This is a genomic window from Neobacillus rhizosphaerae, from assembly GCF_937468385.1.
GTDB classification, from domain to species: Bacteria; Bacillota; Bacilli; order Bacillales; family Cytobacillaceae; genus Neobacillus; species Neobacillus rhizosphaerae.
The window spans coordinates 1-18291 of sequence record NZ_CALBWS010000029.1 but is presented as its reverse complement, the minus strand read 5'-3'; the positions used below and the strand labels follow the sequence as shown (position 1 = coordinate 18291).

Annotated in this window: 19 protein-coding genes, 1 pseudogene and 2 riboswitches; of the genes and pseudogenes, 15 read left to right on the top strand and 5 right to left on the bottom strand. The window is 37.9% G+C overall.

The window, feature by feature from the left end; genetic code table 11:
* The first annotated feature begins 179 nt into the window (after positions 1–179).
* From M5A78_RS18795 to M5A78_RS18750, 10 genes are all read left to right on the top strand, one after another.
* Positions 180–509 carry a hypothetical protein gene (locus tag M5A78_RS18795; protein WP_248736821.1) on the top strand — a complete coding sequence of 110 codons (330 nt, stop codon included), beginning with the start codon at positions 180–182 and terminating at the stop codon, positions 507–509.
* A 180-nt stretch (positions 510–689) separates the two neighbouring features.
* Positions 690–1682 (top strand): ketoacyl-ACP synthase III, encoded by a 993-nt coding sequence (locus tag M5A78_RS18790; RefSeq protein WP_248736820.1) that lies wholly within the window; start codon positions 690–692, stop codon positions 1680–1682.
* A gap of 222 nt (positions 1683–1904) precedes the next feature.
* Positions 1905–1985, top strand: a riboswitch (ZMP/ZTP riboswitch).
* A 114-nt stretch (positions 1986–2099) separates the two neighbouring features.
* Positions 2100–2180: riboswitch (glycine riboswitch) on the top strand.
* A 477-nt stretch (positions 2181–2657) separates the two neighbouring features.
* The gene (locus M5A78_RS18785) at positions 2658–3329 is read left to right on the top strand and encodes a TetR/AcrR family transcriptional regulator (RefSeq protein WP_248736819.1); all 672 of its coding nucleotides are present in this window, start codon (positions 2658–2660) and stop codon (positions 3327–3329) included.
* A 10-nt stretch (positions 3330–3339) separates the two neighbouring features.
* Positions 3340–4356 (top strand): L-erythro-3,5-diaminohexanoate dehydrogenase, encoded by a 1017-nt coding sequence (kdd, locus tag M5A78_RS18780; RefSeq protein WP_248736854.1) that lies wholly within the window; start codon positions 3340–3342, stop codon positions 4354–4356.
* Between the two features lie 136 nt (positions 4357–4492).
* Positions 4493–4888 carry a 3-aminobutyryl-CoA ammonia lyase gene (gene kal / locus M5A78_RS18775; protein ID WP_248736818.1) on the top strand — a complete coding sequence of 132 codons (396 nt, stop codon included), beginning with the start codon at positions 4493–4495 and terminating at the stop codon, positions 4886–4888.
* A gap of 15 nt (positions 4889–4903) precedes the next feature.
* Complete coding sequence (gene kce, locus M5A78_RS18770; RefSeq protein WP_248736817.1) at positions 4904–5716, top strand: 3-keto-5-aminohexanoate cleavage enzyme; 813 nt, start codon at positions 4904–4906, stop codon at positions 5714–5716.
* Positions 5717–5747: 31 nt separating this feature from the next.
* A complete protein-coding gene (locus M5A78_RS18765; protein ID WP_248736816.1) occupies positions 5748–6515 on the top strand; it encodes a transporter substrate-binding domain-containing protein in 768 nt (255 codons plus the stop codon).
* Between the two features lie 44 nt (positions 6516–6559).
* The gene (locus M5A78_RS18760; RefSeq protein WP_248736815.1) at positions 6560–6697 is read left to right on the top strand and encodes a hypothetical protein; all 138 of its coding nucleotides are present in this window, start codon (positions 6560–6562) and stop codon (positions 6695–6697) included.
* A 14-nt stretch (positions 6698–6711) separates the two neighbouring features.
* Positions 6712–7209, top strand: coding sequence for an amino acid ABC transporter permease (locus tag M5A78_RS18755; protein WP_248736814.1), 498 nt, complete (start codon positions 6712–6714; stop codon positions 7207–7209).
* Positions 7210–7253: 44 nt separating this feature from the next.
* The gene (locus M5A78_RS18750) at positions 7254–7964 is read left to right on the top strand and encodes an amino acid ABC transporter ATP-binding protein (RefSeq protein WP_248736853.1); all 711 of its coding nucleotides are present in this window, start codon (positions 7254–7256) and stop codon (positions 7962–7964) included.
* A gap of 1214 nt (positions 7965–9178) precedes the next feature.
* On the opposite strand, the gene M5A78_RS18745 is transcribed toward M5A78_RS18750, so the two are convergent.
* Positions 9179–9736, bottom strand: a complete 558-nt coding sequence (locus M5A78_RS18745; RefSeq protein WP_248736813.1) for a GNAT family N-acetyltransferase — start codon at positions 9734–9736, stop codon at positions 9179–9181.
* 261 nt (positions 9737–9997) lie between these two features.
* Between M5A78_RS18745 and M5A78_RS18740 the strand changes: the two genes are divergently transcribed.
* The gene (locus M5A78_RS18740) at positions 9998–11428 is read left to right on the top strand and encodes a PQQ-dependent sugar dehydrogenase (protein ID WP_248736812.1); all 1431 of its coding nucleotides are present in this window, start codon (positions 9998–10000) and stop codon (positions 11426–11428) included.
* 427 nt (positions 11429–11855) lie between these two features.
* Here M5A78_RS18740 and M5A78_RS25005 read toward each other — a convergent pair.
* Positions 11856–11921, bottom strand: a pseudogene (locus M5A78_RS25005) (cysteine hydrolase); the annotation flags it as partial.
* Between the two features lie 246 nt (positions 11922–12167).
* Here M5A78_RS25005 and M5A78_RS18735 point away from each other — a divergent pair.
* The 4 genes from M5A78_RS18735 (at position 12168) to M5A78_RS18720 (ending at position 15810) form a co-directional block, all read left to right on the top strand.
* Entirely contained in the window at positions 12168–12608 is a 441-nt protein-coding gene (locus tag M5A78_RS18735; protein WP_248736811.1) for an OsmC family protein, read from the top strand.
* Positions 12609–12665: 57 nt separating this feature from the next.
* Positions 12666–14357, top strand: a complete 1692-nt coding sequence (gene lpdA / locus M5A78_RS18730) for a dihydrolipoyl dehydrogenase (protein WP_248736810.1) — start codon at positions 12666–12668, stop codon at positions 14355–14357.
* Entirely contained in the window at positions 14354–15277 is a 924-nt protein-coding gene (locus M5A78_RS18725) for a lipoate--protein ligase (protein WP_248736809.1), read from the top strand. Before lpdA ends, M5A78_RS18725 begins: the two co-directional genes overlap by 4 nt.
* A gap of 77 nt (positions 15278–15354) precedes the next feature.
* Entirely contained in the window at positions 15355–15810 is a 456-nt protein-coding gene (locus M5A78_RS18720) for a MarR family winged helix-turn-helix transcriptional regulator (RefSeq protein WP_248736808.1), read from the top strand.
* A 389-nt stretch (positions 15811–16199) separates the two neighbouring features.
* Here the strand turns inward: M5A78_RS18720 and M5A78_RS18715 are convergent, their stop codons facing one another.
* The 3 genes from M5A78_RS18715 to M5A78_RS18705 form a co-directional block, all read right to left on the bottom strand.
* A complete protein-coding gene (locus tag M5A78_RS18715; RefSeq protein ID WP_248736807.1) occupies positions 16200–16589 on the bottom strand; it encodes a cupredoxin domain-containing protein in 390 nt (129 codons plus the stop codon).
* Between the two features lie 254 nt (positions 16590–16843).
* Entirely contained in the window at positions 16844–17230 is a 387-nt protein-coding gene (locus M5A78_RS18710; RefSeq protein ID WP_248736806.1) for a hypothetical protein, read from the bottom strand.
* A 296-nt stretch (positions 17231–17526) separates the two neighbouring features.
* Entirely contained in the window at positions 17527–17976 is a 450-nt protein-coding gene (locus M5A78_RS18705; RefSeq protein WP_248736805.1) for an AraC family transcriptional regulator, read from the bottom strand.
* Positions 17977–18291 lie beyond the last annotated feature (315 nt).

Below are 18291 nucleotides of genomic sequence, written 5' to 3'. Positions count from 1 at the left end.
AGTTTTTTCAAATTATCTGGGTTAAGTGTTGACGGTGGCTTACCTTGGTATATTCTTTTGAAGATTGTTGTTAAATACTAAACTGGAGGAAAAAATTCCCGATATTATAAATATAAAAATAAGTAATATATAAAGAGAAAGGGAGAATACAATCTATGCAAAATACAGGAAGTTTCACAATGAAAGTAAATCAAGCAGAAAAAACCATTGATATGACAGTGAGCGGTACATTCACTCCCGAAAAAGCACAAGAGTTTATTAAGGAGTATCAACAAACATTGTCTGCGATTAAACCAGAAGAATTTGTTCTACAATTTGACTGCAGGGATTTGAGCGTTGTATCACAAGATTTAGCTCCAAACCTTGAAAATGTTATGAGGATGTATAAAGCATCTGGATTTAAAAAAGTGTTGGTTGGCATTCAAAAGAAACCAATTATTAAAATGCAGTTGAATCGTTTGGCTCGTAGTGCAGGGCTTGACAATTTTGAAGTAGCGGAAATTTATTAAGCGGTCTTATAAAAGAGTAAAGCTTGAACGAGCCTTACTCTTTTTTATCGAAAATCGTCCGAATTTTTCGTTCAATTATGATAGAACGAATTTTCTATCATATGTTCTTGAAAAATAGAGTAATTATACTCTTGTAATTTAATTACAAAAATATAGTAAATGGAGGCGTTTATAACAACTATGACAAACATTAAAATTAAGGCGGTAGATATCTATCATGCCGAAAAAAGTATTTCAAATGAATTTTATATTAACCATTTTAAAGAACAAGGGAAAGACATTTCTCACTTTTTGGAAATAATGGGAAGAAAAGACCGATTTGTTATTGATAATGAAAGAGAAAATTCTCTTACGATGGGAATAGAAGCTTCGAATCGTGTATTAAAAAAAGCTGGTTTAACTGGTAAAGATTTAGATATGCTTGTCTTTACTTCACAAGTACCTGAATATATTATTCCAACTAACGCATTATTAGTCCACCATGCAATAAACGGAAAGGAAAACATGGTTGTTTATGATATGAACGCTAACTGTGCTGGGATGACTATAGCAGTAGAACAAGTATCGAGATATATGATGTCCAACCCTCATATGAAAAGAGCATTAGTGGTAGGCTCAGATAATTTTTCCTTGCTATCAAGTCCAGAAGATACTATGACGTATTCTAATTTTGGAGATTCTTCTTCCGCAATTATTTTAGAAAAAACAGAAGAAGATACAGGTTTTATTGACTCAATAGTTGATGTTCATTCTGATACGGATAATCGAACATGTGTTGTTTATCCTGAAAAGGGGCTATCTCAAACAATTAAAGGGAATGGACAAGGTAAATCGATGTTGTGGATTCCATTTGACGGAAGATTTGTTTTACCCCAAGTATATAAAATGTTTGAAAAAGTATTAGAAAGAAACAATCTAAAGATTGAAGATATTGACCATTTTTGTTTATCACAATTTGCTCTAACACTTCTTCAAGAAATTCAAGACCATTATCATATTCCAGAGGAAAAAATCATCTTTTCGGGAGACCGTTATGGATACACTGGAACAAGTAGTCCTTTTATGGCTTTTCATGAAGGAATTGATTCTGGTAAAATCAACCGAGGAGATAAGGTGTTATTCTGGACTATAGGTGGAGGATATCAACTTGCGACAATGTTGTTTAAATATTAACATTATAAAAGAGTGTACTTAAAAAGACATCTACACAAGTATCCAGTTGTTAAGTAAAATTATTCCGGCCCAAATTCAAGTGGCGAATGATTTTTACGATGCGATGTCTGCAAAGTATAGGAAGATTACCAATGTGTGCGGGAATTCCCTTGGTGGTGCAACCACGAATGCGGTTGGGATTAAAAGTTGCCGAAAATTTTGATAAAAAAATTATAAATTTTAAAGACGATGTGTGACTGGCGAAACACGGATCACCGTGAGGGAGCACACCGTATCGTATAGCCGTTCGTCTGGGCAGAGGTAAGGGACATTACTCCCTTGCCTCTTTATGCTTTTAAGGAGGCGATAAGAAAGCAAATTTGTATACTGAATAACAAAGTAAAAAGCGCTATGATGGTTATGGGTCACAATATAACAGGAGTAGCTTCTGGAGAGGATGCGGTCTGGCCGCAGCGCCGAAGGGTTCAATATCTCAGGCAAAAGGACAGAAGATAACAAAGACACTACATAATTTGTTATTTCTGATACCTTTTGAGAGATTGGTGTAGTTTTAAAATAAAGATTGATTAAAAAATACCCATCAATATTGAATACTGTAAAGTTATCCGTTATGGATGGTTAAGATAAATGCGGATTTACAACGTTAAGGAATTTCCAATATAAAAAGCCCAATTCCTCTTTATTAAAATAGAGAAATTGGGCTCTTTTTTGTTCCTCCATTAAAGCGCCCTTTAATGAAATAACGAAAATATGTGTTTAGTCATCTCTTTGAGCATAATCCAGTGCCCAATTAGGACCCAGAACCGTCCCCGTGGTTCAGTGCAAGGGTCTGGCCCCTCAAACTAGCTAATTATTTTAAAAATTAAAAATTTACAGAAAAATATGTTGACACTCAATCAAGTGGTTGATAGAATGTTCTCAATCAATCACTTGATTGAGAAAGGTTAAAACTGTCGCGAGAGGGTTGATTCCATTTTGTTAAGTACAGGAGAAAAAATCGTTCAAGCTTCCTTACGACTTTTTGCACAGAAGGGATTTGAGGCTACAAGTATACGTGACATTGCTCTTGAATCAGGCATTAATTCCGCAACCTTGTATTACTACATTAAGAGCAAGGATGATTTTTTAATCTCAATCATGAATGATGAGCTCGAGGGACTAATCAAAAATGCCAGTGAAATTGTTTCTACGCTCACCACCCCTGAACAGCAAATTGCCGGATTGGTGCAAATGCATGTAATGGCACATGGCGTTCACCAGTTATCCATGTTGGTCACAGATACCGAATTTCGCGCATTGCACGGTGAAAACAAAGTCAAGATCCGAAATCTGCGGAAGAAGTATGAACAAATTTGGACAGAAGTGATTAGTAATGGTGAACGTGAAGGAAGGTTTCAACATGTTGAGGATCCAAAACTCTCCACCCTTGCCGTCTTAACGATGTGTACAGGTGTTGTGCACTGGTATTCTCCAAAAGGAAAAAAATCGTTAGTCACAATCAGCGAGAATTATACAAATATGGTTTTACATCTTTTAGGGGCCAAAATTGAAGGAAAAGCACTCTCGATACATGATCTTAATTTGCATGCCTCTACAAAGTATTATTCTGAAACCGATGGCTCCGATGAGCAAGAAATGATGATGTGAGGTGAAAGAAATGAAAGCGGGTTGCCCCTACGGAACACATCGAGTCCTAAATGCAAAGCATGGTAAATTTCCCCAAGCTGCAAGCAAATTAGATAATCATATGGAGATTTATGATAATGAGCTATTAATTGATGTTGAAATGTTAAATATTGATGCTGCAAGTTTTAGACAAATTCGTGAAGAAGCAAATGATGATAAAGAAAAAATGGCCGAGACGATTTTGAAAATAGTGAACAGCCGCGGGAAAATGCATAACCCAGTAACTGATTCGGGCGGAGTTCTAATGGGCACAGTTAAACAGGTTGGGGAAAATTTCACAAAAAATATTAAACCTGGAGAAAAAATTGTGACACTGGTTTCTTTATCACTAACACCATTGAAAATTGAAAAGATTTATGATGTAATTCCCGAAAAAGAACAAGTCTTGATTAGCGGGCAAGCCATTTTGTTTCAATCGGGGATTTATGCCAAGCTTACGGAAGACCTCTCTCTGGATTTTGTTTTATCCGTTTTAGACGTGGCCGGTGCACCTGCTCAAACAAGGAAAATTACCAAAGAGGGCGACACAGTTTTCATCATCGGCAGCGGGGGTAAATCAGGAATGTTATGCCTCTGTGCAGCAAGGAAGCAAGTCGGAAGTGCCGGGAAAGTGATTGGATTAGCATACAGTGCTGCAGATTACCAACGTACGGTAGCATCCGGATTGGCGAACCATGTCATCCAAGGCGATGCCAGAAATCCTTTAGAGATCTTAGAAAAGGTTAAGGCCGTTACCCAAAATAGGCTCGCAGATGTTTCGATTAATTGCGCAAATGTCGGTGGTACCGAGATGGCTTCCATCATAACGACCAAAGAAGGTGGAACCGTTTATTTCTTTAACATGGCAACCAAGTTTACGGCTGCTGCCTTAGGTGCTGAGGGAATTGGTAAAGATGTGAATTTGTTAATTGGAAACGGTTACACAAAAGGCCATGTGGAAGTTGCACTTGGTTTGGCCAACGAATTAAGAAAGAAAGGGCTCTTTTAAACGATTGTTATTTTTTACAATTCTTCAAAAAATACTTACAAGAACCTCTACAGAATCCGCATACAATCTTCAAGCATAACAACTTACACTCAAGAATTTAAACTAACGAAAAATCCTAAACACAGGAGGCTGTTTCATGAATCAAGCGCTTATTCGGGTGAGAATGAGTCAACAGGATGCTCATTATGGGGGAAATCTCATTGATGGTGCAAAAATTCTGCAATTATTTGGTGATGTTGCCACGGAACTATTGGTGAAAAATGATGGAGATGAGGGCCTGTTTCTTGCCTATGACAATGTTCAATTTATGAAACCTGTTCATGGAGGCGATTTTGTCGAAGCAACTGGGAGAATTGTTCAATTAGGTGAAACATCAAGGAAAATGGAGTTTGTAGCAAAAGTAGTTATCTCGGCTAGGAGTGATATCAGTGATTCCTCGGCCGATGTTTTGGAACAGCCTGCTCTCGTTTGTAAAGCGGTCGGGACTTGTGTAGTTCCCAAAAACAAGCAACGGAAAACCATTCAAGAATAAGGGTGGAGAGGCTTTTTGAATAAATTAATGATTACCGCTGCCCTAACCGGAGCGGAAGTAACAAAGGAGCAACATCCAGCTCTTCCCGTAACACCGGAGGAAATAGCGATTGCAGCGTATGAATGTTTCAAAGCGGGAGCATCGATTATTCATATCCACGCTAGAGAAAATGACGGGACACCCTCACAAAATATTGAAATATACCGAGAAATCATTGAGAGAATAAAAGAAAAGTGTGACGTAATCATCCAGGTATCAACCGGTGGTGCAGTTGGAATGACCATGGAGGAAAGAATGCAGCCAATCTTTCTTAAACCCGAAATGGCAACTCTATCGACCGGAACTGTTAACTTTGGCGATAGTGTTTTTCTAAATTCACCAAATGACATGGAGAAATTGGCGGACTCAATGCTGAATGAAGGTATTCTGCCGGAATTTGAAATATTTGAAGTAGGTATGATTCAAAATGCACTTAAACTAGTATCGAAAAGAGATCTTAAACATCTTCATTTTGACTTTGTCATCGGAGTACCAGGCGCAATTCCCGCAACGATTGAAAATTTACTGTTATTGAAAAGCCAAATACCTAATGATGCTACATGGACAGTGGCAGGAATCGGTAGACATCAATTACCAATGGCCGTATATGCTATGTTGATGGGCGGACATGTCCGAGTTGGATTTGAAGACAATATTTTTTACAAAAAAGGTGTATTTGCGAATAGCAATGCGCAATTAATTGAAAGAATTGTACGGATAGCGGATGAAATTGGCAGAGAAATCGCAACTCCGACTGAGGCAAGAAAAATATTGGGATTGGGAATTTAAAAATAATTAGTTTGGCGGGAGGTAATAAATAGTGAAAATAAAACAGGTAATGGTTAGTGTGATCGTAGGATTAATGATGCTGTTGGCGGTAACCGCCTGCGGGAAGGATTCCCAAAAAACAACTGCCGGTGCTGATAAAGAAATTAGAATTGCGGTAACAGAGGCAAGCCCTCCCTTCAGCTATTTTAACAAGGATAACAAGTTGGAAGGTTTCGATGTTGATTATGCAAACGAGGTCGGAAAAAGGCTAAACAGAGATGTGAAATTAATCAGTACAGCATGGGAAGGAATCCTCCCCGGTTTACTGGCGAAAAAGTATGACTTGATTATCGGCAGTATGGCCATTACAGAAAAACGTAAGGAATCCGTTAATTTCAGTGATCCATACTATGTTTCGGGTGCCGCCATTGTCGTCCATAAAGACAATCAAACCATCCACTCACCTAAGGATTTGAAAGGAAAAAATGTTGGTGTAACATTAGGAACCACATACGAGGAAGCCGTCAACAAATTAGGAGCAAATACAAAAACCTATAATACGGAAGTAGATCAGTTAACAGACCTTGAAAATAAACGAATTGACGCAATGGTTACCGACAAATTTATCGGCGCCTTTACCATCAAAGAAACCAAGCGCCCATTGAAGCTTTTAGATAGCTTGCTGTATGAGGAACAAATCGGGGTCGCGATTCGAAAAGAGGATAAGGAATTATTGAAACAAGTGAACAAAGCAATCAAAGAGATTAATAGTGACGGTACCTATGAAAAATTAGCCATGAAACATTTTGGTACGAAATAGATTGTGCCTTTATCCGATGGGGAACATGACGGGAGTGATTATATTTGGATTACCAATTAATTATTGATTCAATCCCCATATTACTAAAAGGGGCTTGGATTACGGTAATCGTAACGATTATATCCATGGCATTTGGCTTGATTTTTGAATGCTCGCTGCGCTTTCCAAGTTATCAAAGGTAAAAATACTACGATGGTTGGCAAATCAATACATTGATATTATCAGGGGTACCCCTCTGTTAGTGCAATTATTTATCATTTACTATGGGTTGCCCCAGATTGGAATCATTATAAATCCATTTGCTTCTGCGATATTGGGTCTAAGTATCAATACCGGTGCATATGTCGCTGAGGCGATCAGAAGCGGTATTTTAGCAGTGGATCAAGGTCAAAGAGAAGCGGCAGCTGCTCTTGGCTTTTCATCCGCGCAAACCATGCGGCTCATCATTTTGCCGCAGGCTTTGAAAACGATGATTCCCCCTGTAGGAAACCAGTTTCTTCTTTTAATCAAGGATTCTTCACTGGTCTCAACAATTACTCTGGTAGAGCTTACACGAACGGCTCAGCGCATCATTAGCACCACATACAAACCGATTGAATTATATATTGCTGCGGCAGTCATCTATTATATTATTTCGTTATTAGCTACCAAACTATTAAATATTTTAGAGAAAAAAGCAAGAGTAAGCGAATAGGGAGAATAGTTGATTGGGAGGTATTCTTAGTGTCGGGGAACGAAATCATCAAAATTAAAGATTTGCGAAAAAGCTTTGGAGAAACAGAGGTATTAAAGGGGATCAATCTATCTGTATCCAAAGGCGAAGTGGTAGTTATCATTGGAGGCAGCGGTTCAGGAAAAAGTACCTTATTGCGTTGCATCAATCGGTTGGAGCCATTTACAAGCGGGTCGATTTTTTATAATCAGCAAGATATTTTACAAACAGAAATGGTTCGAAATGAAATCGGGATGGTCTTTCAGCAATTCAATCTATTTAAGCACAAAACCGTACTGGAAAACATTACATTAGCCCCGATCCATGTTTTAAAGAGAATCAAGGAAGAAACGGTTAAAGAAGCAATGGAATTACTGAAAAAGGTTGGGATTGAAGAAAAAGCAGATGTCTACCCGTCTAAATTATCCGGCGGTCAAAGCCAACGGGTCGCCATTGCCCGTGCCTTAGCCATGAAACCGCAGGTCATGCTGTTTGACGAACCCACATCCGCTCTCGATCCTGTACTGGTAGGTGAAGTATTGTGGGTTATAAAAAAGCTTGCCGAAGAAGGAATGACCATGGTCGTGGTCACACACGAAATGGGATTTGCTCGCGAGGTTGCTGACCGTGTGGTATTTTTTGATAACGGAATAATTGTTGAGGAAGGTAAACCGCAGGAAATCTTCAATGCTCCGAAATCGGAGCGACTGAAACAGTTTTTGAGACGGATCTCGTAGGAAAGAGAAAAAAGTAAGAATCGAAGAATCGCTAAAATAGTATTCGAGCTCCCTTTTAACTTAAGGGAGCCTTTTTGTGAAAAAATTAACCATTCCTACCTTAATACTAAGGGAAAACGTCTCCAATATATTATCCAAATTAACTATACCTCCTGTTAAATCAGGCTATTATCGCAGTAAGCACAAAATATTCACTCAACTTTTGTCATATATGGAAAAGAAGTTCGTCATTAAAATCATTATAAATTTTTATCTCTTACAGTCTCCAAATCTTTTACAGCATTCTCCCCATTTCGATAATAAACAAACGTTTATTTAAAAAACGTAAAAATCTATTTACCTCTAGGCCGTACGGCAGACCGCACGGAAAAATATTTGCCGGTAACTGACGAAGGCTGAACACCATCCCTCCGCAAATCCCCTATAAAAACAACAATCTTCTATATTTCTACAATATTCCCTTGGAAATCATTTTAAACAAATTATCATTTAAAAAGAGCCGAACCCGCAGTAAATCAAAGTTTTTCACCGCCAGCTCTAAAAAGAATGTCGAATTGAAGATCAGCAAACGATTTCATTATGACCGTAGAAGTATTCCTAGTCCCCTTTATCCTAGGATTTTTGTTGGAATAGCACGACGAAATGAGACCTATTGTCCTGATAAACTCCAATCATTATCACCATTGGCAGCGTAACAGTAACAGAATCGGGAAACATTATTCGATTTCTTTATAAATTGACATCTAAAAATATGAAATACCACTAATATTGACCGAATGTTGGCTTATTCGTAGGATTTCAAATATGTACGGAGTACCAGATTACTTAAACAAAAGGGCACTGACCCATTCCGTTAGCAAAACTGGCCTCCACCCCTTGGATAGGCATGACGAAGGAATGAAAGGGCAAATGACCCATTGAGACATGGGAGGGAAAGCCTCCAGGGGCGGCGTGGAGAATGTACATCATATGGTAAAATATGGAGTGATGTTATACTCCTTTATTTCACTATGCCTCCACGGAGCTATTAATGTTTCTGGCCCACTTCAATTAATCGTTACAAAATATCAAGGTACATGAAATCCTGCGAATAAGCGAGTATTCGGGAGAAAATCGTATTTAACTGAGGGAGTTTAAGTACATTATTTCACAATGTTAGTTTAAGATTGGTTTTGGTAAATGTAGATTCATTCAATTCGGTTTCTACAAGATAATTAAAAATCTTCTTCTAAAATAGAATACATCTTTAAATCTTGATGTTTTTCCTTTACAAACATCCCTTTTCTAATTATACCTTCAAATGACATTCCCGTTTTTTCCATCACTCGTGCTGAACCGATATTTTCTACAAAACACCTTGCTTGAATACGAACTAAATCCATTTTTTCAAAACCGAATTTTATTACTTCTTTTGCTGCCTCAGTAGTTAAGCCAATTCCCCAATAGTCTTGAGAAATAACATAGCCGATTTCAGCAATTTTGTGATTTGGTTGCAACCAAACAAAGTCAATAGTCCCAATGAGTTTTCCATTTTCTTTGTATTCGATTCCCCAAGGAGCCACTTGACTGTTTTCATATTTGTTTAAGACAAAGCCAATAAATTCTTTTGTGTCGGATAATGTTTTGTGAGTATTCCAAGTTACATACTTAGATACTTCTTCATTTGAACCATATAAAAACATATCTTCAGCATCATCTAAAGTAATTTTTCTAAGAATAAGACGTTCAGTTTCTAATATCGGTAAATCACAATATATTTTTTCAATCTCCATATAATTCCATCTCCAATTCAACTTGATGAACACTATTTCTATAAAAGTTTCTATTTCTCCTTCTTGTTGAACTAAACTGCCAGTTAGTTCAATAAGAAAGAGTGCTTTCCTTCTTTTAGGAAAGCACTCTTTAGTTTAAGTACGCTGGTGCGGAAAATGGCGCAATGCCTTGTCAGATTCCCCGGCGCTAATTTGGTACTAATAGAACAGTTCTAATCATATTCTTATTAAAGAAAACAATAAGAAGGGGTGTAAAGTTAGTTGATAAAAGTTAAGGTTAGTTTACGTCCCATTGTAAGTAAGATAAATTTACCCACTGTTTTGAAAACAACTATACTTCCAGGTGACTCAATTGAAAGATTATTTATTGCAACCCAGGTAGGAGAGATCTTTTACATAGGAAACTCAAGTTTAAGGACTTTTTTAGATATTCGCTCGCGAATCATAAAACTAGGGGACTCTGAACTAGGTGTTTCTAGTGGTGGATATGATGAACGGGGATTGCTAGGGCTAGCGTTTCATCCAGAATTTTATTATAACGGTCTGTTTTATCTTCATTATTCAGTAGCTGGAACACAAGGTCCAGGTGCTCTTCCTGAACCTTTTAAGCCTAACCCGTGTGATCCCAGAACTTTAAACCTAAGGTGGATAAATAGAGAAACTCTATATGATCATATTGATACAGTTGAAGAATGGATTTTACAAACGAATGGTCAACCTCAAAAACGACGGACATTACTTAACTTAAGAAGACCATTTTTTAATCATAATGGTGTCAATAGCTTAAACTTTTCACCTGAAACTGGAAAACTTATTTTAACAACCGGAGATGGTGGATCAGGCTATGATCCATTTAATTTAAGCCAGGATGATATGGAAATCGCCGGTAAAATAATTGAAATTGATGTAGTTAAGAATACATTTATCTATAATCCACCCGTAGTCACACGTTTTAATGAACTGCCCGCACCTATTCAGGAAACGCTTACGGTAATTGCCAAAGGGGTTCGCAATATACCAGGCATTTCATTTCAAAGGTTTAACAATCAGTATATCAAATATGTGGGAAATGTTGGACAGGATTTGGTAGAGTCGATTTTTTCATTCGTTCATTGTAAACCAATACCGGTTACTCAGCTTATTCAAGCTTCTTTAAGAAACACTGAACCTGACCAAGAAGGATTTATTAACTTTGGCTGGCGAGGGTGGGAAGGTGCTTTTCCTGCCTCGTTTATAAGGGTCTGCTCTGAAAATCCGACTTTGGATGAGAAAACAATTGCTTTTTACGATGAAGCAATAAAAACTTCAGTGAGACGTCTTCAGCCTTTAACTAGTTATTTTCACAAAGATCCCCGTCCCGATAAGTTTGGAGGAACTGCACTTACAGGAGTTCAAGCCTTTATGGGGAATGGAATCCCCGATTTAACGGGAAGCGTTGTGTTTACCGATCTTGCTCGGAAAGAAGAATCTCAACCTCCGGTTAGAGGGGTTTTAGCTTATACCAAGGTAAGAACAGATGGTAAACTAAATGATTTTAGTGTTATTAAAACCGATTATAATTTTGGGTCTCAATCAGCTTATTATGTTAATCTGGGAACGAATCTGGATCAAACCAGACTATATTTAGGGGTTTATGGCTCTATGAAAGTGACTGATTTTAACCAAGGTACTGTTTTTGAAATTGTTCCATGATTCATAACTATAAAATTCTACCTAATAAATCTCTTTCTTGGATTTAATTGAATCGAAATATAAAACAAATAAGAGAGCAATCATGCCCGCGTTTGATTATTTTTCCGGGTATTTAAAAGCCCGATTCCGTCCCAAATATTTGTATTTCTCTTACAATAGAACGGATATTATCTTGCTTGTCCTCGTGAGTTAACTCGCCGTCTTTGAAGAAGTAATTTTCCGCGACTTCTTGTAGTTCTGCTGTATCTGGCTCTCACTAACTTGTTGAGCATTCAATCGCTCTTGAGCAAGTGTCATCTCCTGAAAAGTGTGCGTCTGCTAGTCCTACCTCTCCAGCACAAATTCTAAACAACAAATTATAGTAGTAGGAATCTCTATACCTTTACGCAAAGACCACGTTCTTTTTACGCAATTGTGTACCCCTGGGGGCTAAAAACTTGTTTCGTTCCCCCCATTTTTTATCATCAAAAGCTTTTTGTACATTTACAATAATTAAAGCTCTATTTTTTTATCCAAGATTTAACGAAGGAGACGGGTCTTCTTTGGTATTGTCTTTTTTTGGAGTAACTGAATTTTATTTTCAGGATAGGATAGTTAACAAAAATAAAGACGTTTCAAAAAGTAGCGGTTCTACCAAAATACTTACTTAGCTAACTATTGATTTTTGAAACAATGAATGTTATGATTTCAACGTAAAGATTGTTACATATTTCACAAACTTAATTTGGAGGTAATATTCATGTTAACCACTTTTAAAGCAACCGCAACAAAATTGCCTAATGGTTTGCAGGTCGAATCCAGTACAAGGGGCTTCAAAATAATTATGGACGAACCAGAGGATTTAGGTGGAACAAATGCCGGAATGAATCCTGTAGAAGCCCTTTTATGTGCACTTGGTGCATGCCAATCTATTGTTGCCGCTGCATTTGCTGAGGCCAATGATTTTTCATACGAAGAATTTTACATTGATCTTGAAGGTGACTTAGATCCAGATGGTTTTATGGGCCTTGCCGATGTAAGACCAGGATTCCAGGAAATCCGGTTTGTCATGCATTTTAAAACCAATGAAAGTCAGGAAAAAGCGGAAGCTTTTGCAGAGTTTATCGAGAAGTCATGTCCGGTTGGCGACTGTCTTGCTAACGGTGTAAAGTTGGTAAAATCAGGCGTAGTCAGACACTAATACGTTTATCAGAAGGGGCTCATTTAGTGCCCCTTCTGATATATAAGGAGCATTACGATGGAAATAAAAATGTCATTAATTCCTGGTGGAAAAAATGGAAAAGCAGGAAAAATAAATGTCAAGCTGGGTGACAAAGTTTCTGTAGGAGATATATTGGTACAGGTTGAAACAGGGAAAGGCAACCGACCTATTAAAGCTGCGGAAGAGGGCATCATAACAAAAATATTATTTGATGAAGGCAGCGAAATTACTTCGAACCAAGTTTTGTTTAAACTGGATGCAAACAAGCTTGACAGTCACACCCAATCGCCAGTTTCCCAGCAAACATCCTCTTCCGAAAAAGAAACAAACGATTTAAAATCAGAACTACTGATTATTGGGGCCGGTCCGGGCGGTTATGTTGCCGCTATTTATGCTGCCAAAAAAGGTCTACAAGTGACATTGATCGAAAAAGAAGAACTTGGTGGCACCTGCCTTAACGTGGGTTGTATTCCTACTAAATCCCTTGTTAAATCTTCCGAAATCTGTCATAACGTAAAGAATTCCTCTCTATTTGGTATAAAAGCAGAAACAGATATTCAAGTCGATATGAAGCAGGTTATTCGACGTAAAGATGAAGTCAAGGAAAAATTGGTTTCTGGTATTGGCTACTTGATGGAAAAGAACGAAATTCAGGTAATTCACGGCGACGCTTCCTTCCTATCAGCGAATACAGTTAGCGTAAATGGTGAAAAAAATTACCGTATTTCAGCCAAAAATATCATCGTAGCAACCGGCTCTAAGATTGCTAAGGTGAATATCCCTGGTATTGATCTGCCATTTGTAATGAACAGTACGGATGCACTCTCCTGTGCTGAGCTTCCAAAGAGCATCACCATCATCGGCGGCGGTGTCATTGGTATGGAATTCGCTTTTATCTACCGCAATCTGGGCGTTGAAGTGCATGTTGTAGAATTTATGGATCGCCTGCTCACAATGCTGGATCGCGACATTTCTGAAGAAATTGCACATTCGGCTCAGCAAGCAGGGATTCATATTCATACCAATTCTAAGGTATCCAAAATCCAACGTGCGGACGATGATCAAGCGATTGTAACCTACGAGGATGCAAAAGGTGAGCATCTTCTTGTTAGTGATAAGGTGCTGGTTGCTATCGGACGTGAGCCAAACCTGGACGGATTGGAAATTGAAAAATCAAGCATTCAACTGAATGAGCGTGGTAAAGGTATTGCCGTGAATAAACAAATGCGTACGAATGTAGAGCATATCTATGCGATTGGAGATGTCACAAACATTATGCAGCTTGCTCATGTCGCATCGCATCAAGGCATTACGGCAATAGATGCTATCTTGGGCGAATCTTCAGAAATGCACTATTCCGCTGTACCAAACGTAATTTTCACCTCGCCTGAAATTGCCAGCGTGGGTCTGCTGGAAGACGAGTGCAGAGAAAGGGCCATGGATTACAGTGTGAGCAAGGTTTCCTTTGCAAGCAACGGCAAGGCGCTGACCATGAATGAATCGGAAGGTTTTATTAAGCTAATCAAAGATACTCGCTCACAAAAAATTGTTGGAGGCTCCATCATCGGTCCCGATGCATCTTCCTTGATCAGTAGCCTCACCCTTGCTATTGCCAATGAACTTACCGAACAACAGATTACGCAAACCATCTTTGCCCACCCAACTACTGGGGAAGTTATCCACGAAGCTGCGTTCGGTCTAGGGATTGGAGCGTTGCATCAGGCATGAACCGTATTTATATATCCAGGGAAACGGATCCTTACTTCAACATTGCAACAGAATACCAGCTTTTCTTGGAAGCCAAACCGGAAGCCGCCTTGTTTTTATGGCAGAATGATCCCGCTGTTATCCTTGGACGCAATCAAAATTTCTATGCGGAGTGCGATGTAAAGTATTTGGAACAAATGCAAATTCTTCCTGTAAGAAGATTCTCTGGCGGCGGCGCTGTTTTTCAAGATTTGGGAAATGTGAATTTCACATTTATAACACAGGAAAAAGCTGCGGATACGGAAAAGTTTTTGTCCGTTATTCAAAATGCTGTGGCTTCTTTGGGCATTGATTGTACGTTCAGCGGCCGAAACGACCTGCTTTATCATGGTAAAAAATTTTCCGGTCACGCCTACTATGCCGATAACGGTAATTATCTCTACCATGGCACCGTGATGGTCGACGTGGATATGGACAAATTATCCGGTGTACTCAGTCCCTCCTCTTTGAAGCTGCAATCCAAAGGTATCGCATCTGTCCGCAGCAGAGTCATTAATTTGTCACGGATCAACAGTGAGATAACAACAGACGCTGCCAAAGAAGCCCTGATACTCGCGTTTGTGAAAATCTATGGCGAAAGTGAACCCATCAAGTACATCGACAGAAAGAACCTGCAGCCGGAACTCTGGGATACAATCAAACGCGAAGAATGGATCTACGGTGAAGCTCCTTCATTTTCAATTAGTGAGGAAAGAAAGCTACCTTTCGGTAATGTAACCTTGTCGGCGGACGTAGCTGAGGGACGGATACAGCGCATTAAAATCCACACCGATAGCCTAAATACGGTTGATTTCACTATACTTGAAAATACCTGCATGGGTGAATTGTTTGAAATAAAGGTACTGTTTGAACGCATTGAAAAATATGTCCGGTATCAATGAGAATAATTTGCTATAATACTAAGAAAAGAGGAAAAAATATACTAAGTTAAAACGGTAGGGATTGGTTGGTGTAGATATTGTTTAATTTAGACGACTGTATTGCTTTTATTACAAACCGCAGTGCAAAAATATTCGCAGAAGCATTAGAAAAAGAATTCAAACCTTATAACATGACTAGGAGCCAATGGATAGCCATGTATTACATCTATATCAATGAATCCATAACCCAGCGGGAACTGGCCGATAAAATGTCTATCAAAGAGCCCAGCGTGGTAAGATTACTTCAAAAACTGGAATCAGAGGGTTTGTTGCATCGCTCTAGTACCAATGAGGACAAGCGAATCAAGAAGTTAGAATTGTCTGACAGAGGAGTACAGCTATATCTCGATTTACTACCAGTCGCCGAAAAATTTAAAAATGATACGATTGCTAATATTCCCGAAGATGATCTTCAAACGTTTAAAAATGTATTAAATACCATGGTTGAAAATACATCAAAAGAGAAACATTATTGGAATAATGAAATAAAATAAAGAATCGATAAAATTCAGTGTGCTTTGTCATGCATACTGAGTCTGGTCGATTCTTTTTTTATCTGTGTAGCACTCTTGATCATGTTAAAAAATCTGCTGATCGATTTTGGAATATCCCCCAATAAAAGAATGAACACTTCAATTACTCTATTGTCACATAACTGGTTTCAACGTCCTTAAAGATTAACCTATGAAAATTCCTTTTATTTTACCTACTGAAGTTTACGAATATAATTGAACAAGCCTACCTCTTTACTTTAACAAAAAGTGAGCATTTCACTTCTTAAAGGAACATCCTTTTGTGGAGGAATGTTAGCTGTTATAATGATTTCTGGGTTTTAATAATAAGCAAGTTACCGTTGCCAATTAAAAAAGCAAGGCCCTGTTTGTTATTTGACTATTACTTTTCCATCCATTCCTTTGCTGAAATGGTACCGACATATCAGTTCATATGTACCGGGCTTTTTCGGTTTCACGGTAATGGTTTTTTCTTTTCCTGGCTGGACTTCGGCGTCAATTCTGAGCTTTTCCACTGTGAAGGTGTGTTCTTTCTTACCTTCGTTTTTCAATATCAACGGTGTCGTTTTTCCATTGAGAATAGTGATGACTTTCGGATTAAAGTAATCATCGTTCAACTTAACCTCAATCGCTTTCACCGTCTCCATAGGCTGAGTTACGACACCGGATTTGGCAAATACGCCGAGTGAGCCTAGCGTTGTCACAATCACAATCATTGCAAGCAAAACGACCAATCCTGTTAACCACTTTTTCACAGACATTCGCAATCCCTCCTTTCCTAAACACTATTTTTTTCTAATTCATAAAATATTATCACTATAAATTGGGGTCCAACGTGCTTTCAAATAGTAACTCTTTTATCTGAAACAGTGAAAAGAAAAAGATCGACTCTAATGACGTTCTTCTGGAATCCATTCTTATTCAGATAACCTGAACCGCACAATAAGAAAAGCTGCCTCAAAGACAGCTCCGATCTTCAACTCTTGCACCCGATAGTTGAAGAACATAATCTCACTTATTCCCCAACATATTTAATCTTAATCCCATTTACTCTTTTATCCATTTCGTAAGTTTTAGAAGATTTATCATAAATGACCTTTAAGTTCTTTTCATAAAGCCATTCAATTGAAAAACTATTATTCGACCTAAATGTATTTCCACCTTCATTTTCCAAATTCTCATCTTTATTTAATATGGATAATTGGGGAGAATAACCTGTTGTTGCACCACAATCTCTTACGAATACATAAGCTACTTGATCTCCACTAGGAGACGAGACTTTTTCTAAAATATTATTCCCACACGCCCCTCCAATTACTGTATCAAGTATTAATCCCCCTGCCATAAATACAATAAATATTACTATTATTGTTATTAAAATAGTTTTCCTCTTATTTTTCACTAAATCCACCCTTCCTACATAGTAGAGTTATTTCAACTACCATCTCCATAGTGTCCAATAGACAAAAGCCAAAAATTGAGTACTACATTTTTTGGTAATTATATCATATTGTTACATAGAATATCTATGTATATTTTTAAAACTTTTTTATGATTCTAGTTCAACTATCCTGTCCGTTCGTGAAACAAGAGAAGGGATTGCCGCAGCAATCCCCCATATTTAGCTCTAGCCCCCTTTAGTTGAATAAGATAAAAACCACCATAAGTTTGCAGCCTGGGTTTAAAGCAACTATGATTTTAAATATGGATTGGTAAATAAATCTCTACTTCTTCCTCACCTTTTTCCATTGGATGATAGGTCTCAACAATATGAGATTCTAAATCCCTTTTATAACCCTGATCATCTGCCCATTTTAATAAATGGTTATGTAGGTTATCGATATTAATTATTTTCCACCTAGTCGTGACATAGGCTTGAGCAGTTTCGATATAATCCATCCCAACTGGAATTTCTTTTAGAGTCTCATTAACAATTAATCCTACATAATAGTGACCTTCCAGATGGTTAGCATCCCTTTTAGGTTCGAAAAGAGCTATTTCAGTACCCGAATGATTTTCAACTTCATCTAAACGAGTTAGAAATTGCTGGGCAAGTTTCGGGACTTCGGAACTAAAATTAGCAAAAGCTCCACCACCTTTTATGCCTACAACTCTATAGATTTTTTTAACCTTTCTACAATCCACCATTATCCTCCCAAAGACTTTTATAATCACTTATATTCCAATTCTCTTCCAATTAATCAAATTCCTTCTTATGCACTCTTTTTTATTAAACTAACCTCCCTCTTTACTTGAATAAGAAAAAGGCGATCATTCTTATTGAATAATCGCTCCCGATTGTGGAAGATCAATACCTAAATCTTATTAGAGATAAGCACCCGTTAGTTATCATGAACGAAACTAGCTCCTTACTCGTAACACCGTAGATTAATTTGGTTACACTGTTTACTGGAAAAAAACAAACCAAATCAGAGCTACATTACGAAAGGAGCTAGCTATTAT

Excerpts from the sequence above, each read along its gene's own strand:
- M5A78_RS18795 (WP_248736821.1), top strand. The coding sequence starts at position 180 with ATGAAAGTAAATCAAGCAGAAAAAACCATTGATATGACAGTGAGCGGT.
- M5A78_RS18790 (WP_248736820.1), top strand. The coding sequence starts at position 690 with ATGACAAACATTAAAATTAAGGCGGTAGATATCTATCATGCCGAAAAA.
- kdd (WP_248736854.1), top strand. The coding sequence starts at position 3,340 with ATGAAAGCGGGTTGCCCCTACGGAACACATCGAGTCCTAAATGCAAAG.
- kal (WP_248736818.1), top strand. The coding sequence starts at position 4,493 with ATGAATCAAGCGCTTATTCGGGTGAGAATGAGTCAACAGGATGCTCAT.
- M5A78_RS18745 (WP_248736813.1), bottom strand. The coding sequence starts at position 9,736 with ATGGAGATTGAAAAAATATATTGTGATTTACCGATATTAGAAACTGAA.
- M5A78_RS18735 (WP_248736811.1), top strand. The coding sequence starts at position 12,168 with ATGTTAACCACTTTTAAAGCAACCGCAACAAAATTGCCTAATGGTTTG.
- lpdA (WP_248736810.1), top strand. The coding sequence starts at position 12,666 with ATGGAAATAAAAATGTCATTAATTCCTGGTGGAAAAAATGGAAAAGCA.
- M5A78_RS18725 (WP_248736809.1), top strand. The coding sequence starts at position 14,354 with ATGAACCGTATTTATATATCCAGGGAAACGGATCCTTACTTCAACATT.
- M5A78_RS18715 (WP_248736807.1), bottom strand. The coding sequence starts at position 16,589 with ATGTCTGTGAAAAAGTGGTTAACAGGATTGGTCGTTTTGCTTGCAATG.
- M5A78_RS18705 (WP_248736805.1), bottom strand. The coding sequence starts at position 17,976 with ATGGTGGATTGTAGAAAGGTTAAAAAAATCTATAGAGTTGTAGGCATA.